Source organism: Priestia sp. MDV22-iso46 (genome assembly GCF_058629175.1).
Map to the genome: position 1 here is coordinate 1,696,968 of NZ_JBZVWT010000001.1, position 18,157 is coordinate 1,715,124.

General features: G+C 38.6%; 17 protein-coding genes and 2 riboswitches. Of the genes, 4 read left to right on the top strand and 13 right to left on the bottom strand.

What is annotated here, in order from left to right; all coding sequences use genetic code 11:
* Positions 1 to 13: 13 nt before the first annotated feature.
* The gene (locus tag AC4NPH_RS08730) at positions 14 to 280 is read right to left on the bottom strand and encodes a hypothetical protein (protein ID WP_013055972.1); all 267 of its coding nucleotides are present in this window, start codon (positions 278 to 280) and stop codon (positions 14 to 16) included.
* Positions 281 to 620: 340 nt separating this feature from the next.
* Between AC4NPH_RS08730 and AC4NPH_RS08735 the strand changes: the two genes are divergently transcribed.
* The gene (locus AC4NPH_RS08735; protein ID WP_491938689.1) at positions 621 to 2,204 is read left to right on the top strand and encodes a PAS domain S-box protein; all 1,584 of its coding nucleotides are present in this window, start codon (positions 621 to 623) and stop codon (positions 2,202 to 2,204) included.
* Positions 2,205 to 2,228: 24 nt separating this feature from the next.
* On the opposite strand, the gene AC4NPH_RS08740 is transcribed toward AC4NPH_RS08735, so the two are convergent.
* Together AC4NPH_RS08740 and AC4NPH_RS08745 are read right to left on the bottom strand one after the other, a co-directional pair.
* The gene (locus AC4NPH_RS08740) at positions 2,229 to 3,923 is read right to left on the bottom strand and encodes a M3 family oligoendopeptidase (RefSeq protein ID WP_098197103.1); all 1,695 of its coding nucleotides are present in this window, start codon (positions 3,921 to 3,923) and stop codon (positions 2,229 to 2,231) included.
* A gap of 170 nt (positions 3,924 to 4,093) precedes the next feature.
* Positions 4,094 to 4,564, bottom strand: coding sequence for a MarR family winged helix-turn-helix transcriptional regulator (locus tag AC4NPH_RS08745; protein ID WP_013055969.1), 471 nt, complete (start codon positions 4,562 to 4,564; stop codon positions 4,094 to 4,096).
* A 199-nt stretch (positions 4,565 to 4,763) separates the two neighbouring features.
* Here AC4NPH_RS08745 and AC4NPH_RS08750 point away from each other — a divergent pair, with 199 nt between their 5' ends.
* Positions 4,764 to 5,531, top strand: a complete 768-nt coding sequence (locus AC4NPH_RS08750) for a DUF4931 domain-containing protein (protein ID WP_063670938.1) — start codon at positions 4,764 to 4,766, stop codon at positions 5,529 to 5,531.
* A gap of 157 nt (positions 5,532 to 5,688) precedes the next feature.
* Positions 5,689 to 6,420 (top strand): ZIP family metal transporter, encoded by a 732-nt coding sequence (locus AC4NPH_RS08755; protein ID WP_029325085.1) that lies wholly within the window; start codon positions 5,689 to 5,691, stop codon positions 6,418 to 6,420.
* A gap of 64 nt (positions 6,421 to 6,484) precedes the next feature.
* Here the strand turns inward: AC4NPH_RS08755 and AC4NPH_RS08760 are convergent, their stop codons facing one another.
* From AC4NPH_RS08760 to AC4NPH_RS08805, 10 genes are all read right to left on the bottom strand, one after another.
* Positions 6,485 to 6,724 carry an aspartyl-phosphate phosphatase Spo0E family protein gene (locus AC4NPH_RS08760; protein ID WP_013055966.1) on the bottom strand — a complete coding sequence of 80 codons (240 nt, stop codon included), beginning with the start codon at positions 6,722 to 6,724 and terminating at the stop codon, positions 6,485 to 6,487.
* 440 nt (positions 6,725 to 7,164) lie between these two features.
* On the bottom strand, positions 7,165 to 8,505 hold the full coding sequence (locus AC4NPH_RS08765) for a CoA-disulfide reductase (protein WP_097813241.1): 1,341 nt from the start codon (positions 8,503 to 8,505) through the stop codon (positions 7,165 to 7,167).
* 86 nt (positions 8,506 to 8,591) lie between these two features.
* Entirely contained in the window at positions 8,592 to 9,626 is a 1,035-nt protein-coding gene (locus AC4NPH_RS08770; RefSeq protein WP_013055964.1) for an ABC transporter permease, read from the bottom strand.
* Positions 9,623 to 11,128, bottom strand: a complete 1,506-nt coding sequence (locus AC4NPH_RS08775; RefSeq protein ID WP_097813242.1) for a sugar ABC transporter ATP-binding protein — start codon at positions 11,126 to 11,128, stop codon at positions 9,623 to 9,625. Before AC4NPH_RS08775 ends, AC4NPH_RS08770 begins: the two co-directional genes overlap by 4 nt.
* A gap of 16 nt (positions 11,129 to 11,144) precedes the next feature.
* Entirely contained in the window at positions 11,145 to 12,221 is a 1,077-nt protein-coding gene (locus tag AC4NPH_RS08780; RefSeq protein ID WP_063670932.1) for a sugar ABC transporter substrate-binding protein, read from the bottom strand.
* 122 nt (positions 12,222 to 12,343) lie between these two features.
* Positions 12,344 to 12,859 carry a 1,2-dihydroxy-3-keto-5-methylthiopentene dioxygenase gene (locus AC4NPH_RS08785; RefSeq protein ID WP_013055961.1) on the bottom strand — a complete coding sequence of 172 codons (516 nt, stop codon included), beginning with the start codon at positions 12,857 to 12,859 and terminating at the stop codon, positions 12,344 to 12,346.
* Between the two features lie 15 nt (positions 12,860 to 12,874).
* A complete protein-coding gene (locus AC4NPH_RS08790; protein WP_013055960.1) occupies positions 12,875 to 13,513 on the bottom strand; it encodes a methylthioribulose 1-phosphate dehydratase in 639 nt (212 codons plus the stop codon).
* Positions 13,510 to 14,175: a 2-hydroxy-3-keto-5-methylthiopentenyl-1-phosphate phosphatase gene (locus AC4NPH_RS08795; protein WP_013055959.1), complete on the bottom strand. Its 666-nt coding sequence runs from the start codon at positions 14,173 to 14,175 to the stop codon at positions 13,510 to 13,512. Before AC4NPH_RS08795 ends, AC4NPH_RS08790 begins: the two co-directional genes overlap by 4 nt.
* Positions 14,172 to 15,416: a 2,3-diketo-5-methylthiopentyl-1-phosphate enolase gene (gene mtnW / locus AC4NPH_RS08800; protein ID WP_013055958.1), complete on the bottom strand. Its 1,245-nt coding sequence runs from the start codon at positions 15,414 to 15,416 to the stop codon at positions 14,172 to 14,174. The genes AC4NPH_RS08795 and mtnW overlap by 4 nt, the downstream gene beginning before the upstream one ends.
* A gap of 79 nt (positions 15,417 to 15,495) precedes the next feature.
* A riboswitch (SAM riboswitch) is annotated at positions 15,496 to 15,602 on the bottom strand.
* 130 nt (positions 15,603 to 15,732) lie between these two features.
* Complete coding sequence (locus AC4NPH_RS08805) at positions 15,733 to 16,905, bottom strand: pyridoxal phosphate-dependent aminotransferase (RefSeq protein ID WP_053487010.1); 1,173 nt, start codon at positions 16,903 to 16,905, stop codon at positions 15,733 to 15,735.
* Between the two features lie 112 nt (positions 16,906 to 17,017).
* Between AC4NPH_RS08805 and AC4NPH_RS08810 the strand changes: the two genes are divergently transcribed.
* The gene (locus AC4NPH_RS08810; protein WP_013055956.1) at positions 17,018 to 17,800 is read left to right on the top strand and encodes a carbon-nitrogen family hydrolase; all 783 of its coding nucleotides are present in this window, start codon (positions 17,018 to 17,020) and stop codon (positions 17,798 to 17,800) included.
* Positions 17,801 to 17,891: 91 nt separating this feature from the next.
* A riboswitch (SAM riboswitch) is annotated at positions 17,892 to 18,042 on the top strand.
* Positions 18,043 to 18,157: the final 115 nt, after the last annotated feature.

The window sequence follows — 18,157 nt, forward strand, 5'->3', positions numbered from 1 at the left end:
GAAATACTTACGTTTATTTACTTTCATCTGTTTTTTCGTCAGCACTATCCGTTGATTCTTCTTGATCATCAGCTGCTTCATCCCCAGATGAATCATCTGCTTCGTCTTGCTTCATTGTTTCCTGTGAATCATCTGTAGTTGTATCCTCCGCTTGAGTATCATCCGACTGTTCTGTTTGCTGTTCTGTGGCATCTTTTTCATCCGTTTGTGAGTTGCATGCTGTGATTAACATAATTGCTAGAAGTGATCCAAATAACTTGACTAATAAACTTTTGTTCATTTTACCGTCTCCTTTCGAATCATCTGAGCCTCTATGTAGTTACCATTCATATGGCTCTACTGGCAGTATAGCCTATCCAATTAGAAAAAAGTTCACTTTTACAAGGTTATCACAAAAGCTTTACATCCTCTTCATTTCGTCCATATTCCCCTCATATTTCCTTAATAGTTTATGACCAGCTACATTCTAGATCTATCTTCCTTGGTCTAAGTGCTCAATTCGGCTATTCACACAGTTGTAACTATGCTAATATGAGTGATATATTACTATATCGTGCAACTAGCTGACTATAAAGTTATTCTCCTATAAAATTATTCACCATTTAAGAAAGGGATTTTTTATGGAATCACACAACCTCATAAAAAAACGGAATTTTATTCTTTTACTTATTTTTTGGCTGCTATATTTTGTCCACATTGTGTTATACCACTTCATTGCAGCTGACCCTCATTTGATTGTTTTTATAAGCGGAGGAAGTTTATTATTGGTAGTGACGGCTATGTATTACTTTCGTTTTCATCCTACCATCATTATGTATTCTTTTTTTATATGCTATTATGCCTATATTGCGTACATGACATCTATTGAACCTGCTGTTATTAATTATTTATTTTTGTTTCTTGGAATTATTGTTAGCTTTATTTATTATAGCTATATCGCTATTGTAATTTCTACATTGATGTCTATTGTGATTGTTTTGTACTTTTATGTAAGCAACACTCTTTTTACATCTGTGACCTTCGTAAAATTAGATATTGTTTATTTTATTTTGTTTACGCTGATCACAATGATTATTTTGTTGTACTGTGCTCATTTCTCTAAAAAGCTGATTGCTATTACCACGATCAAAATGAACAAAACCGAAGATGAACTGTACTCAGCTCAAGAGTATTTACAATCTTTTTTTACATACAATCACGACGCCATTGCCGTGTTCAGCCTAGATGGCAAAGTGATTAAAGTAAACGATGCTTTTGAGCAAATATACGGATGGAAAGCGGAAGAAATTGTCGGAAAAGCCATTCCATTTATTCCTGCTGGCTCAAAAGGCGGCGCTGAAAGCCGATTGGAAAGGGTTAAAAAAGGAGAAAAGCTGGTAGCCTTTGAAACCCAAGATAAGCGAAAAGACGGAAAAATAATTGATGTAGAAATCACTGTTTCACCTATTTTTAATCGTGATAAACAGGTCGTTGCGCTTTTTGGTATTTCACGGGACCTTACCGAAGAAAAGGAAACAGAAAAATTTCTTCGCCAAACCGATAAGTTATCTTTAGCCGGCGAAATGGCAGCGGGAATCGCTCATGAAATTCGAAACCCGCTTACTTCTCTGAATGGGTTTATTCAGCTTATTCATGAAGACAGCAGCCGCTATCATTCTTATACAACCATCATGCTGAGCGAACTGAATCGTATTAACTCAATCGTTGGAGAATTTTTATTGCTCGCTAAACCTCATGATACGGTTATGAAAAAGCAGGCATTCTCTACTATTTTAAATGACGTTATTCTTCTGTATGAATCAGAATGTATATTAAAAAATGTCGTAGTTAAAACGCAGGTGGAAGCCCCGCATACATACATCTGCTGTGATGCAAATCAAATTAAGCAAGTACTCATTAATTTATTAAAAAATGCGCTCGAAGCTATGCCTAGCGGAGGAGAAATCCATTTAAACGTTACTCAGCATACTAAAGATCTTACTATTTTCATTAAAGATACAGGAGTCGGCATTCCTTCACATTTGCTTACGCACATTCAAAAGCCTTTTTTTACCACGAAGCCCTCAGGTACCGGTCTTGGACTTGTTGTGATTAAAAACATTTTGTATCAGCATAAAGGAACATTTGAGATTAAAAGCACTGTTGGCAAAGGAACCAGCGTTACCCTTACGATTCCTCTATGGAAAGAAGGAACATGTCAATAAAAAAAGCCGCAAACGCGGCTTTTTTTATAGCTTTTTATCATCAATACTATTTAAATAGTTTTCAATTTCATCTACTACAGACTGCACGCAGCCCTCTTCGAATGGAGAGATCAAATTCGCTTCCTCTACTAATTCTAAAAACGGCTTACTTCCGCCAAGCTTACACAAATGAACGTAATCTTGCCACGCTTGTTCGTGATTTTCTCGATCTTTTTTCCAAAATTGAAATGCACAAATTTGAGCGAGCGTGTAATCAATATAATAAAACGGAGACGTGTAAATATGAAGCTGGCGCTGCCAGAAGCCCCCGCTTTCTAGATAGTGATGGCCGTCATAGTTTTTAGAAGGCATATATTTCTTTTCGATTTCTCGCCACGTTTGTTTTCGTTCCGAAGGCGTCATCTCAGGGCGTTCGTATACAGCATGCTGAAATTCATCTACCGCTACCCCGTAAGGCAAGAAAGTTAAGCCTGAGCTTAAATGAGAAAACTGGTATTTATCTTTGTCTTCTTTAAAGAACAACTCCATCCAAGGCCATGTAAAATACTCCATGCTCATCGAATGAATTTCAGCTCCTTCATGCGTAGGCCAGTGATACTCATTGGTTTCCATATCTCGGCTGGAATACACTTGAAAAGCATGCCCTGCTTCATGCGTTAACACATCAATATCGCCTGATGTTCCATTAAAATTTGAAAAAATAAACGGCGCTTTGTATTCTTCAATAAACGTACAGTAGCCTCCGCCTGCTTTGCCTTTTTTAGCGACTAAATCCATCAAATTATTTTCAAGCATAAATGAAAAAAATTCGTCCGTCTCTTTAGAAAGCTCCTTATACATTACCCGTCCATTTTCAATAATCCACTTTTCATCACCTTTTGGCACTGCGTTTCCTGTTTCAAACTGAAACGGTTCATCATAATAAGTTAAGCTCTCTACTTGAATTCTTTCCTGCTGACGCTTTTTTAGTTTTTCAGTAAGGGGAACAATATACTCTTTTACTTGTTTGCGAAAAGCGGCAACCATGTCAGCATCGTAGCCTATTCTAGACATACGAGCATAGCCCACTTCTACGAAATTTTTATAGCCTAATTTTTCAGCAAGCTTGGTCCGCACTTTTACAAGCTTGTCGTAAATATCATCAAATTCCTCTTGGTGATCGGTGAAAAATTGAAACTTCGCTTCTGCTGCTTTTTTTCTCATTTCTCGATCAGGGGACTCCATAAACGGATCGAGCTGAGCTAACGTTCTTTCATCTCCTTCAAATAAAATTTTGGCTGACGCCACTAGTTTCGTATATTGAGACGATAGCTTATTTTCTTCCTGCAGCTCTTTTACTATTTGAGGAGAGAACGTTTTTAACTGCATTTCAGCAAGAGAAAATAGCTGCTTGCCCCACTTTTCTTCTAGTTTCTCTTTAAAAGGCGAAGAGATTAACGCTTTGTAAAATTTCTCTACATATCCTTCTAAAAGCGGCTGTGTTTCATCAAAATAGTCTTGTTCTTCTTTATAAAATTCATTCGCTGTGTCGATAGAATGACGAATATAGCAGATGTTCCCCATTGTGCTGTACTGAGAATACGCATCGTTTGCTAGACGAATTGCCTCGTTTTGCTGACTGACTGACGCTGCTTCCGTAAAATGTGTAATGGCCTTTTCAAACTGCTTTTCAATTTCATTCATATCAGGTCGCGTATATGTATAATTCTCAAATTTCATCATTTGTTCCCCTTCCTCTATTGTCTGTATGTAACCTAATTCGTTTTTATCCAGCTGTATTCCTGTTAATTTCAATTTTTTGTAACTTTTTATTTTTTATGTCGATTGGTTATGAAAGAAGTCATAGAAAAAACTCGTTTGTTCAACAGAAACAAACGAGCTTTCCTTAGTTAATTAGTCGATTCCGGTAAAAATTCATCTGCATAGTGCCCCAGTTTCTTAAGCATCGAAATAGCAACTTCCTTTTCTTCGCTAGATAAAACGGATAGAATATCATGAATTCTTTTTTCATGACTCGGAAACATACTTTCAATCATTTCCTTGCCTTGCGGAGTGATCGCTGCGTAGGTTACGCGGCGATCGTTCGGACAAGCAACGCGCTCTAAGAAGCCTTTTTTCTCAAGTTTGTCTACTACATAAGTAATACTGCCGCTTGCGAGTAGAATTTTTCCGCCAATTTGCTGCAGAGGCTGTTGACCTTTGTGATACAATAACTCTAGGACAGCAAATTCGGTTGGATTCATTCCATGCTGTTGAATAAATTTATGCACATGATCATTAATTGAACGATTGGCACGAGATAGTACAATAAATAATTTAAGAGATTGGTCTAACTCTTCTCTAGTTACATCATTCGTCATTTTAATCAGTTCCTTTAATATTATCTTGATATCAAGATAATACTAAAATTTCCCTTCAAAGTCAATCAAAGCAGGCTTATTTCATCGGTTATTCTCTCCGCTTGTACAATTTTTTTGATAAAAAATGTATATAAGTGGATTTATACATATGCTTTTAATACAATAAACATATGACCATTACATAAAAAGGTGAATGATTATGAAACCAACCCATTTATTATTTAATTCCGCGATTGGTTCACAAAAGCCTGAAACAATCGTTAACCGGCAAAATCCCTGTCCATTTTGTGACGTTGAATCTCTCACAGGCATCATTGAAAAACAAGGACCTATCATTTGGCTAAAGAATAAATTTCCTGTTCTGCAAGATGCTTATCAGACGGTTATTATTGAGACCGATGAATGTTCCTCGGAACTATCTGTTTATCCAAAAGAACATCTGTACACCTTGCTGAGCTTCGCTACTGAACGATGGATATCTATGATGAACAGCGGTGAATATGCTTCTGTTCTTTTCTTCAAAAACCATGGACCTATGTCCGGAGGATCGTTACGGCATCCTCATATGCAAATTATTGGTTTAAATGAGATGGATGTAAATGAAAATGTGAAGCTAGAGCAGTTTGAAGGAGTCACAATTGCCAAAAATGAACACGTCACATTTAATTTATCTGTAAAACCTAGAATGGGCTTTTTTGAATTTAACGTGATAACGGATAAGCTTGACAAAGAGCTGCACACATTTGCAGATTATCTTCAAACGGCTGCTCACTATTTATTAAATCATTTTCATCGTAGCTGCACGAGCTACAACTTATTTTTTTATAATCTTAAAAACGGCAAAATTGCGGCGAAAATCATTCCTCGCTTTGCCACATCTCCTTTGTATGTAGGATATGGCATTCCTCAAGTTTCCAATAAGCTTGAGCACATTGCTAACCAAGTTCAGGAGCTGTACTTTACCTAAAAAGTTGAACCTTCACTGGTTCAACTTTTTTTGTAAGGTTATTGCATAAAGCTATTCATTTTTAAAATAGTCATGCTCATAGAAAACAAAAAAACATACACTAAAAGAACGATGTGAATTGAGGATAAAAAGAAGAATACGTAAAAGGAGGCGGTTTATGACTGAGGTACTAATTGGAAGCATTCTTTCTGCACTATCGACTGGAGTAGGCGCTTTGCCTATTCTGTTTTTGAATCAAGAACTCACTCATCGGTGGAAAGATATACTTCTTGCGCTCACTGCAGGTATTATGACAGCTGCTTCTACTATGAGCTTGATTCCTGAATCTCTTCAAAGCGGCGGATTTTTTCCCTTAGCCATTGGCTTACTGCTTGGAGTTGTAACATTAACACTCTTGGAGCAGAATATTCCTCACATTGACCTTGAGCATTCTAAAACCGGCATTCAGTTTGACGAAAAAGCACTTTTAATTGTTTCCGCTATTACTTTGCATAACCTTCCTGAAGGACTGTCTGTTGGTGTTAGCTATGCTTCAAATGTTGAAAATACAGGGAACTTAATCGCCCTTGCAATCGGTCTTCAAAATGCACCTGAAGGACTGTTGGTCGCGCTATTTTTAGCTCAGCAAAATATCAATAAAATAAAAGCATTTTTAATTGCTACCCTTACAGGCTCCGTTGAGATTGTAACGTCTTTACTCGGGTTTTATTTAACTAATTTTGTTGATTCTCTCGTTTCATATGGATTAGCTTTTGCTGCTGGAGCCATGCTTTTTATTATTTATAAAGAGTTGATTCCAGAAAGTCACGGCGATGGAAACGAAAGATTTGCTACTTATTCGTTTATTTTTGGTATTTTGTTTATGATCTTTTTAATTAACATTTTTTAAAGGTGAAGAGAGGCCACGGGCAGCATAATTGTTTTACTGCCCGATCCCGAATGCTTGTCCTGCATTACAGCTTTGAAAAAGATAAAAAGCGGCTAATCAGTGTGGCAAACGATGTCTTTTCTTCCTCTTCTTTTAAACGCTGCTTTTGATAAACGAGTAAGAGCTGATCAAGCTCTTGACTACAGGTAACGGTTTCTTCATTAGTCAAACCTTTTTCTTCTCCGATCTGCACCATCTTTTGTCTTTTTTGGACGATTTCTACTAATAATCTCTCTGATTTCGTTCTATTTCTCACTCCAAACACAAAATCCTCTCCTATGACAAAAAAATTAGCTTATAACGCATTATTACAAATTCTACTAAATATGTAAATAGAGTCGCAATAATAGACATTTTTTTTGCAAAAAAATTATTTTGTCGGATTTTAAAAACGCTTACATTATTATAGGAATACCATTTATCTTTTTTTTACAACTTGTTTTTCGACAAAAGATGCTGCTTGTCGAATAGAAAAAAGATTGAGACATAACGAAATCAATACAATCTAAAAACGAACAAATGGGATACATGAGCTGAACCGCTTGTCTCGCAGGAGTTTTCGCCTTGCCCTCCAATCAACAGCTAAAAGCAGCTAAATATATGAAGCCTGCGTTCACCATCACCACAAAAAAATCCGAACGAAGTTGATTCTTAATCAAGAATCAATTTGTTCGGATCTTCATACTTTTGTCCCTGCATCTTTTTCTATTCAGCTTTCTGAGCAGCAATTTGTACAGCATCCCATACCGTAGCAAAAGGAGGAGCATACGAAAGATCTAGCATGGTTATTTCATCTGTTGTGAGGCGGCAAGTAATAGCTGTCGCAAATACATCGATTCGTTTTGCTACTCCTTCTTTACCAATCATTTGAACCCCCAAAATCTCTTTTGTTTCAGGATGATAAACAAGTTTTATTACAATCTTTTCAACTCCTGGATAGTAAGACGCATGACTCGGAGCTTCGGCCGTGATGGCTTTGTATAAAAGAGAATTTTCTCTTGCTTCTCTTTCTGAAATGCCGGTTTTCCCAATTTCATAGTCCATCACTTTGACAATACTTGTACCTACAACACCCGGAAATTCTCTATTTTCTCCCCCTAATCGGTAACCAAGAACCCTTCCCTGCTTATTGGCAATGGTTCCAAGAGCAATATGAACATCTTTTTTTAATACGCGGTGATAGCTCGTTGCACAATCTCCTGCTGCGTAGATATGAGGCACGTTGGTTTCCAACTTCTCGTTTACTAAAATAGCTCCATTTTCAAGCATCCTTAGTCCGTTTCTTTCTAAGAATTGCGTATTCGGACGAACTCCTACATTTACAATCACTAAATCTGTTTGATACGTTTGACGGTTTGTTTGAACGTGAGTGACGGAACCATCTGAATGCAGCAATGCTTCCACTTCTTCTTCGAAATGAAATAAAATATCGTCATCTAACTGCTTTTGTAAATGTTCTGCCATTTCTTGATCTAAAATAGATAGAATCTGCTTTCCCTGTTCAATAACCCGTACTTCTTTTCCCAAAGCCTTCATTGCTTCAGCTACTTCCATTCCGACATATCCTCCGCCGATAATGGTGACTTTCTCTACGGAGTGAGCCTGTAGATATGTATAGATTCTTTCGCTGTCTTCTAATGACTTTAATGTGCATACATTCGGCATGTTATCACTCATAAAATTGAGTTTAACAGCCGTTGTTCCAGTTGCAATGATGAGTTCATCATATGTTATCTCTTTTTCCGCTTGCGTCTTTACATTTTGCACTACTATGTATTTTTTTGTATGATTTACTTCTTTAACTTCGTGAAAAAGATGGACGGAGATGTTTCGCTCTTCAAATTCTTGTTTCGTCCGAGCAATCAAATCGTCTTTTTCTTTTACAACACCTGACAGATAGTAAGGCATGCCGCATGCGCTGTAAGAGATATCTCCACCTTTTTCAAACACAAGGATTTCCACTTCTTCTTTTTCTTTCATCCGGCGAAGCTGTGAAGCTGCGCTCATTCCGGCGGCTACTCCTCCTATAATGACGACACGTTTCATCTATACTCCCTCTTTCTACATAAATAATAGGCTATACTATTGTTTTTCCTTATTCTTCCCGATTTCAAACGAAAAAAAACGGCTGTTCACACAGCCGTAGATGTTTGTTTCGAGCGGTAATACGTCAAAGCCAAGGCTCCTGCTAATACAGCTCCTTTAATAATGTCTTGCATATAATACGGAACATTTAGCATCGTTAACCCATTTAACAGCACACCAATTAAAATAGAGCCAATCAGCGTCCCGAATACATTTGGTTTCCCTGCTCCAAATACGGAAAAGCCAATGTATGTAGCAGCTACGGCATCCATTAAAAATGGTGAGCCGGCGTTCACTTCTCCTACTCCAATACGGGCAGCTAAAACGACTCCTCCAATTCCAGCAAGCAATCCTGAAAACATATAGGCATACATACGGTAACGGTTAACCGGTACACCCGAAAGTCTTGCAGCTTCTATGTTCCCTCCTGTTACGTAGAAAAAACGCCCAAACTTCGTATAGGAAAAAACGATATGAACAAGCAGCACAGTCAGCAGCATAATGATAACAGGAACAGGAATACCTAGAAAGTGACCTTGCCCTAGCGCAAGGAAAGATGGAATAAAAATTCCCGGAGCTCTGTCTCCGCTTGGTAAAGGCATATTGGTATAAATAGCTGAGCCTTTTGTATACGTTAATAAAATCCCCTGTACGATGAACATCATTGAAAGAGTAGCTAAAATATCAGGAATCTTTACTTTCACTACTAAAAAAGCATTTACTAACCCGATAAGAAGCGATGCAATAATCGGAACAATGATAGCGACTGCAATTTCTTGTCTGTGTAAAACAAGCATAGAGGCTGATAAAATAGTGGCTAATCCAGCCGTAGACCCTACAGATAAATCGAGTCCGTTGACGGTTAACGATATCGTTACACCAAGCGCGATTAAGGTAACAATGGAAATAGAGCGCAGGATATCACTAATGTTTTCTCCTGTTAAAAAGTTAGGTGTGGCAATGGAAAAAATAATCATAATAATAAAAATCATTAAGACTGTCCCATATTTATAAAAAAAATCGAAAACGCTTATTTTTCTCTTTGGTTTCGCTACAGGTTCTGTTACATACTCCGCACTCATCCTTTTACTCCTCCTGCTGTATAATAAAATAATTTTTCACTAGTTGCTTCTTCTTTGGATAATTCTTTCACGATTTTTCCGTTGTACATAACATAAATTCGATCCGCTACCCCTAGCAGCTCCTCGAATTCACAGGTTGCATAAACAACTCCTTTTTGCTGTGACACAAGATTTGTAATTAAATCAAATATCTCTCGCTTGGAGCCTACATCGACCCCTTTAGTTGGCTCATCGAACAACAGTACGTCAGAGTCCGTAACAAGCCATTTTCCGATTGCTACTTTCTGCTGATTTCCACCGCTTAACGTTCCAACTGACTGCTCGATAGAATGAGACTTTACTCCAACTTGCCCAGTCGTTTTCTGCGCTTTTTCTTTGATCTTTCCTCGCTTTAGAAACGAATAATTTGTAAAGCGGGACAGACTTGGCAAAACTAAGTTATCCGCAATCGATTCATGAACAAAAATCCCTTCTTTTCTTCGTTCTTCAGGAACAAGAGAAAGACCTTGTGCAATATAATAATACGGCTGCTTATTCAACTTTAGTTTCTTGTCTTTTAACCGAACGCTGCCGCTCACATATTGCTCTAGTCCAAATAGACTTCGGCAAAGCTCCGTTTTTCCTGCTCCCACAAGCCCTGCAATACCTACTACTTCTCCTTCTTTTACATAAAAAGAGATATTAGAAAGCCGCCCTGGAAGAGATAATGCTTCTACGTGTAAAAGTTGGTTTCCTACTTCTACTGATTTTTTGACCCACTGCTTTACAGAAGCCGTTCCTAACATAAGTGTAATCACGTCTTCGATCGAGGTATGTGAAGTTTCTTTTGTGGCTACATAGCGTCCGTCTTTTAAAACCGTTAAGCGGTCACAAATATCTACCACTTCTTGAAGACGATGTGAAATGTAAATAATACCTACTCCATTTTTCTTCAGCTCTCTCATCACAGAAAACAATTGTTTCGTCTCTTCCACACTAAGAGGTGCGGTTGGTTCATCCAAAATTAAATAGTCAACGTTCTGTACAATTGCACGTGCAATAAGCACCTGCTGCTTCTCTGATAGAGTTAAATCAACAACATTTTTTCTAACGGATAGAGAAGAACCAAGTAAAGCAAGAGCTTCTTCCGCTTTTTTATAAATAGATTTCCAGTTTACAAATGTCTTACTTTTCTTAGAAGCCTGCACATCTAGCACGATGTTTTCAGCTACTGATAGCGAAGGAATCAGCGCTACATCGACTTCTTGATGCACAATGCCAATGCCGTGGCGCTTAGCTTCTTTAGGAGAAGAAATGGAGATTTCACCTCCGTCTTTGTAGATCTTTCCTTCGTATTCGTCGTAAGCTCCGCACAATATTTTCATCAACGTACTTTTACCAGCACCATTGGCTCCCAATAAAGCATGAATTTCCCCTTTTTGAACAGTAAAATCAACTTTGTTCAGGGCTTGAAAAGAACCAAAGTTTTTTATAATGTTCTTCATTGAAAGCTCGTTCGTCATCTCTATCCCTCCACTTCTATTCTTTTTTACCCCATTCTTCTACGTACTGACTAAGCTGATCCATATTAATCGTTTGATTAGGCAAATCTGTTTGTTTTACTAAAACGGGATCAAAGGAATAATAGCGAGGGATCTCTTGACCGGAAATCTTTTTAAGAAGCAGATCAACTTGCTTTTCTCCTACTGAAGCTGGATTTACGGCAGCTGACGCTTTCCACGGGCTGTTTTTTGCCTGCATCATTTGCAAATCTTCATCAGATAAGTCTACTCCGTACACTTTAATCTCGTCTCGTCCTGCTTCTTTAATCGCTCTCGTTACTCCTTTTGCAAATTCGTCCCAAGGTGCCCAAACGGCCGCAATGTCTCCTTTATTTGGATACTGCTTCAACACAGCTGCCATTTTATTTTGTGTGTCTAATGAGGTATTGTCCGTTGCGCTTCCGAACGTGGCAATTTGTTTTACATCTGGATAGCGATTCATCATAATTTTATAAATGCTGTCACGCTTTTCCATCGGCGCAAAGCCTCCAACAAACGCATATACAATGTTTCCTTTTCCGTTAATGTCCTGCATCATTTGTTTCAAGCCCTGGAGCGCAAGCATATAATCGTCTTGATCGATGGTTGTAACGCCTTCTACTTTTAATTCTACGTCTGTTGCAATAACGGGAATTCCTTTTGCAATCGCGCGCTTCACACCAGGTTCAAGAGTTTCAGCCCGGCCGTGGTCAATCATAATACCGTCAACATTTTGGTTAATAGCCGTGTCTAAATAAGCAGCCATTTTGGATTGATCATTGTTTGAATCAGAAACGGATAGCTGTACTCCTGCTTTTTTAGCCGCTTTTGTCACACCTGTTATATATTGAGCAGCATGAGTGCCTGACGTAAATTCAGAAATAAGCGCAATTTTTGTATCTTTCGTAACCTTTTTTCCTTCTTGCTGTACAGGCTTAGCAGAAGCCGCTTGCTGCGCTGGAGCTGCCTGTGCTTTCTCGTTTAGACTTGGCTGTTCTTTCGTGCAGGCAGCCAGCGCAAAGACTAGAAGCACGAGCAAAGTAAGTGGCCACAGCATTTTTTTACTCTTTTTCATGGTGTTCCTCCCATTAAACTTATTATTCACATAAAAATAGTTAGTTTTATAATAATCCAAAGAATACCCCGCTTTTAGATGTAAAAGCGGGGTGATGATGACCTATGCTTTACAAGTAATTGTTATGCGTAAATAGGTACCCATCCTTCAGTTGTCACGAAAATTCGGACAGCGACTACTTTACGATCTTCCATTAGTGTAAAGTAATGAAGAATGTTTTCTGGTACTGAAATTAAATCGCCCGGCTCTAATTCAACATCAAAAAATTCGCCGTCTTTTCCTTGAATAACAAAAATTCCATGACCACTTACAATAAAGCGAACTTCGTCATCTGTATGAATATGCTTGCGCTGAAAGTTTTTTAACAATTCATCAATATTTGGTGTAGATTCCGATAGCGAGATAACATCTTGAGCTTTATAGCCGCGGCGTTCAGAAATATCTTTAATATCCTCACCAAAAGCGTTTAAAATTTCTGTTTTTTCTTCATCAGTTAAATCATATTTTTCACGAAGATTTTCTGGAAGTTTTGTAATATCCCAGTTTTCATAAATAACTTCATTGTTTGCCAGAAAAGCTGATACTTCCTCTTGAGTTTCAATTCTTTTATTGTTTACATGTAAGCGAATTTGCGCCATTGTTGCTTCCTCCTTTTATAAATGCACTTTTGGCTTAAGGCCTTTAAGTGACAGTAGTTTAATATGGTAGCTAAATAAAAATTCATAGGCTTCTAGCGCTTTTTTTGTTTCAAATGCATTTTTCCCCCATACTGTAATTCCGTGGTTACGAATCAAAATCGCGCCTTGGTCGCCTTTTATATGGTGAGAAAACTCTTCTGCTAGTGTCGGAATATCTGCGTAATTCGGAATAATCGGAACAGTAATTTCCGCATCTTCTTCCCAAATGCCTAGCGCCTTAATAATTTCTTGACCTTTGAATGAAATAACGCCTTCATCTCCGTACAGTTCAGAGATCACGTTGTTGTCGATTGTATGTACATGAAGACTGCACCCAGCATTCGTTAAATCGTAAATCTTAACGTGCAAAAGCGTTTCAGCAGAAGGCTTTAAATGCGTGTCTTCTGCAGGCTTTCCGTATTGATCAACTAATAAAAAATCTTCATTTGTACGTTTTCTTTTGTCTTTTCCACTTGCTGATACAAAGAAAGTTGTCGGATTTTGATCCACTTTAATTGCTAAGTTTCCGCTTGTACCGAAGAACCAATCGCGCTCTGCCAGCTCATCTTTTATATCCGCAAGCTCATGCAATCTTTGCTGAGCCATGATACTCATGCTTTCACCTCTTCTGTTAATTCTTGTAAATGATGAATCACATCATAAAAAGTAGAAAAAGGACGATACGGTAGAGATAGCTCTTCACATTTTTTGATTAAAAAGTCACGTGCAATGACCGTATCAGCTAATTTGGCAGCCTGCAAATCCGTAATGGAATCGCCAATAACAACCGTATGATCTCTTTCATCTGCAAGATGGCGAATAATCGTTGGCTTACAGCAGCCGCAGTTATTTGTACACTGTTTATCACATGTATGAGGCCACGTAATGGAAATGCGCTCACCGGAAAAATCAGATCCGTTGCAGTAGAGCATTTCCTCTGCAACTCGATTTCCCAAAAGTGGTTTTACAAAAAAGTCAATTCCTCCGCTTACAATATAAAGCGGAATATGGTGCTCTTTTGTATAGGCAATAAAATCATCAAATCCATCTCGAATAGCAGACGTCTCTAAAATATAAGAAATAATATCTTCCTTTAATTCCACGGGGAGCAAGGCAAACATTTGCCCTACTCCTTCTTGAATGGAGACGCGCTGTGCCAACACGTCGTCTTTAATACTTTCCCACTCCGGAGGAGCAAATTGCTTCATAATAGCAATAATGTTATCGCTATTTGTGATTGTTCCATCAAAGTCACAAAAGATTTTTAACGATGTCATGCTTTCACCTCTACTGTTCCCCATAGTTCTAAGGCTTTTTGCAACTCTTTTGATTCTTCCGCTTTTTCGGCTAGTGTTTGATGAGAGAGTACTGCATCTATCGCCGCACGGAATGCCTTTCCTCCTCCGATAGCTCCGTCTGGATGACCGTGAACTCCGCCTCCTGCATTAATAATGCTGTCGATTCCAAAGTCCTTCATAAGCTGCGGTACCATTCCAGGATGAATTCCTGCTGAAGGAACCGGGAAAGACTGCTTATATTTGTATACAGGACGCGTTAATTCGTAGGCAATGCCTGTCGTATCTTCAAGAGAAAGCGCTACGCTTCCGTATGGTGATGGAAACAGTGAAAAATCTGCTCCGGCTAAGCGCAATAGCTTTCCAAGCAGTAATGAATTTGAAAAACCGTAAAATTCTGATGGCGTAAGCGCTCCGCTAACAGCTGGGTGTGCCATAATCGGCAAGTTAATTTCATCATCTTCTCGAAGTTCCTGCAGTACGTCTAACCCGTAAGCAAATGCGTTGAATAAAAGAGCATCGGCTCCTAGCTCAGCTGCTTTTCTCGCTTTTTCTTTTAATTCAAACGTTCGTCCCGTTAAATTAACAGCATACAGCGTGCGGTGTCCCGTTTTTTCGTATACTTCATTCAGTACTTTTTTCCCTTCTGTAACACGAGCTTCAAAAGGTGTTCGTTCACTATCAAACAAAATCTCGTCGTCTTTAACCAAATCCACTCCGCCAAGCGCTTGCTCACGCAGCTGAGTTGTTAAGTACGTCATATCTCTTCCAATCACGCCTTTAAAAATACTCATCACAAGCGGACGGTCATAAACGCCTAATTTCTCTCGGATACCTTCTATTCCAAAGCGCGGTCCTGGGAATTCAGCTAATAATTCATCAGGAAAATCCAAGTCTAATAATTTCACTTTTCCATCAAGTGATAGTTTTCCGAAAACCGTAACTAAAATAGCCGGTAAATCTTTTGAAAAGTTGGCAGTTGGATAAGCAATTTTGACAATAGCCTGCTTAATTTCTCCGCCTAAATATCCGTTTACACGTTCGCAATCTTGAAGCTCAGTTACTGACACGACGCGCCCTTTATGCTTTTGAAGCTGCTGTTGATCTAAAAGCGGCAGATCTGTCCATGAGCCGACGGTTAGTCCTAAAGCGATTCCTTCCGCTTTTTTATGAAAATTCCCTTTATTATCATGTAGTAAGTAGCTTGCAACGATTTCGCTCATTATGCTAAAAACTCCCTTGCTGTTTAATATCGTTAATAAAAAAGCCTCTTCTGTGATTAAGAAGAGGCTTTCGTTGCTCTTCTTATCTCTCAGCTGCTGCTGCAAGAATTAGCACCGTGCTTAACATGCGTTAAGTCGGTTGCCGGGCTTCATCGGGCTAGTCCCTCCACCTACTCTTAATAAGAAAGTTGCTATTTATTTAAATTGAATTCGTAGATTATATACTAAATAAAAAATACCGCTAGGATTTATAGGTTATTAATCTCGTTAACTTCTTACATATTAAGCCAACTCAAAAAGAGTTGTCAATGCGTTTTTAAAATAAATTCAATTTTTTTATTCGAGATACAGCTTCTCTCATGCGCTCTTCATCCGTCAGCAGTCCTACGCGCACATAGCCTTCACCATATGTTCCAAAGCCTACACCAGGCGCAACTACAACGTGCGCTTTTTCAAGAAGTAAATCTGAAAACTGTTCGGAAGTATATCCTTTAGGAACTTTTAGCCATGCAAAAAAGGAGCCTGCTGGAGATGTAACATCCCAACCAATTTCTCGAAGCCCTTGAATAAAGGTATTGCGTCTAGATTCATAGCGCTTAACTAAATCATTCACACATTGTTGAGATTCCAACAGAGCTGCGGCTGCTGCCTCTTGAACCGCCCCAAAGAGACTGACATACATATGATCTTGAAGAAGATTAATAGCTTCTACTACACTTTCATTTCCTACAGCAAATCCAACTCGCCATCCCGCCATGTTATACGTTTTAGAAAGAGTATAAATTTCAATTCCCGTCTCTTTTGCACCGGAAGTCTGTAAAAAGCTGATTGGCTTTTTACCATCAAATCCAATTGCTCCGTAGGCAAAGTCGTGTACCACACAAATATCGTGCTTGGCAGCAAATGCCACGGTGTCTTCAAAAAATTCTGCCGTTGCCACTGCACCAGTAGGATTATTCGGATAGTTTAAAAACATGAGTTTTGCCTGTTCTTTAGCACTTTCACTTATCTCTTCGTATACGGGTAGAAAATGATTTTCAGCCGTGAGCGGCATCACTTCCATCTTTGCCTTTGCAAGCTCTACTCCAGACCAGTAATCAGGATATCCAGGATCCGGAACCAGCACCGTATCTCCAGGGTTTAACAAGCACTGCGGGATTTCAACAAGTCCACCCTTTCCGCCAAATAAAATCGCTACTTCTTTTTCAGGATCCACATCAACGCCATATTCTCGCTTATAAAAAGTCGCCACGGCCTCTTTTAAAAACTGGTGCCCCCGAAATGGAGAATATTTATGATGCATAGGATTAGCACTTGCTTTTTGCAGTGTTTCTACAATATGTGAAGGAGTAGGCTGATCAGGATTTCCCTGCCCTAAGTTAATAACGTCGTGCCCTTGGGCCATTACTTTTCCTACCTTGCCTACAAGTGATGCAAAAAATTGTTTTGGTAAACTTTTTAATAGTTCCGATTGCTCAAATTGTTTCATCATCGCACACCTTCTCAAAAAATTCTTGAAATTCTAGTCACAAATAATATATTGTAATACTCAACTTGTAAAGTCATTTTTTTCAACTACTAAAAAAAGGACGGATGATAAAGTGAGTGTAAAAATTACGTGTTTGCAGCTTGATATTGCGTTTGGAAATCCAACTAAAAACCGAAAATATATCGAACAAAAAATGACGGAAGCCTTGAAAGAAAACCCTGATATCCTTGTGCTTCCGGAGCTATGGGATACAGCTTATGATTTGACGCGGCTAGACGAAATTGCAGATGATGAAGGGCAGCAAGCCAAGCAATTAATCTCTCAGTTTGCTAAAACAAACGAAGTAAATATTGTGGCAGGTTCGATTGCAAAAAAAACAGAGCAAGGCGTCACGAATACGATGTATATTTTTGACCGAAAAGGTCGTGAAGTATCACAATACAGTAAACTGCACTTATTTAAATTAATGGATGAACACCTCTATCTCGAAGCAGGAACAGCAAAAAATCTTTTTACACTTGAACAGTCACTGTGCGCAGGAGTTATTTGTTACGATATTCGTTTTCCAGAGTGGATTCGGGTTCATACTAGCAGCGGAGCAGAAGTCTTGTTTGTTGTCGCTCAGTGGCCGGCTCCAAGACTTGCCCACTGGAAAGCCCTGCTCATTAGCCGTGCAATCGAAAATCAATGCTATGTAATCGCGTGTAATCGTGTAGGCCAAGATCCTAATAACACATTTGCCGGACATTCCTTAGTCATCGATCCGTGGGGAGAAATAATCGCTGAAGCTGGCGATAGCGAAGAACTTTTAAGTGCTGACGTTAACCTGGAACTTGTAAAAGAAATTCGTAAACAAATTCCTGTCTTTACAGATCGCCGCACAGAATTTTATTAATTATGTATTGACAGCCGTTTTTTTGCATGATACGATTTTCACCAGATATCATAAAATATTCAAACAAATCAAAATTGAATAAGTAATCGTACTCTTATCAAGAGTTGGCTGAGGGATTTGGCCCTGTGAAGCCCAGCAACCGACCGTCATTCCATCCTAAGATGGATCACACCCGTAAAACATGTTTTACAAAGGCACGGTGCTAATTCCAACAGAAAGTAATTCTTTCTGGCAGATAAGAGGTTTGAACACTACAATCAAGCCTCTTTCCAACGAAAGAGGCTTTTATATTTTCTAAAATTATAAAAGCCTCCATATATTCTTAAACCTATTAACTTAGTAAACAAATCAGTTTAA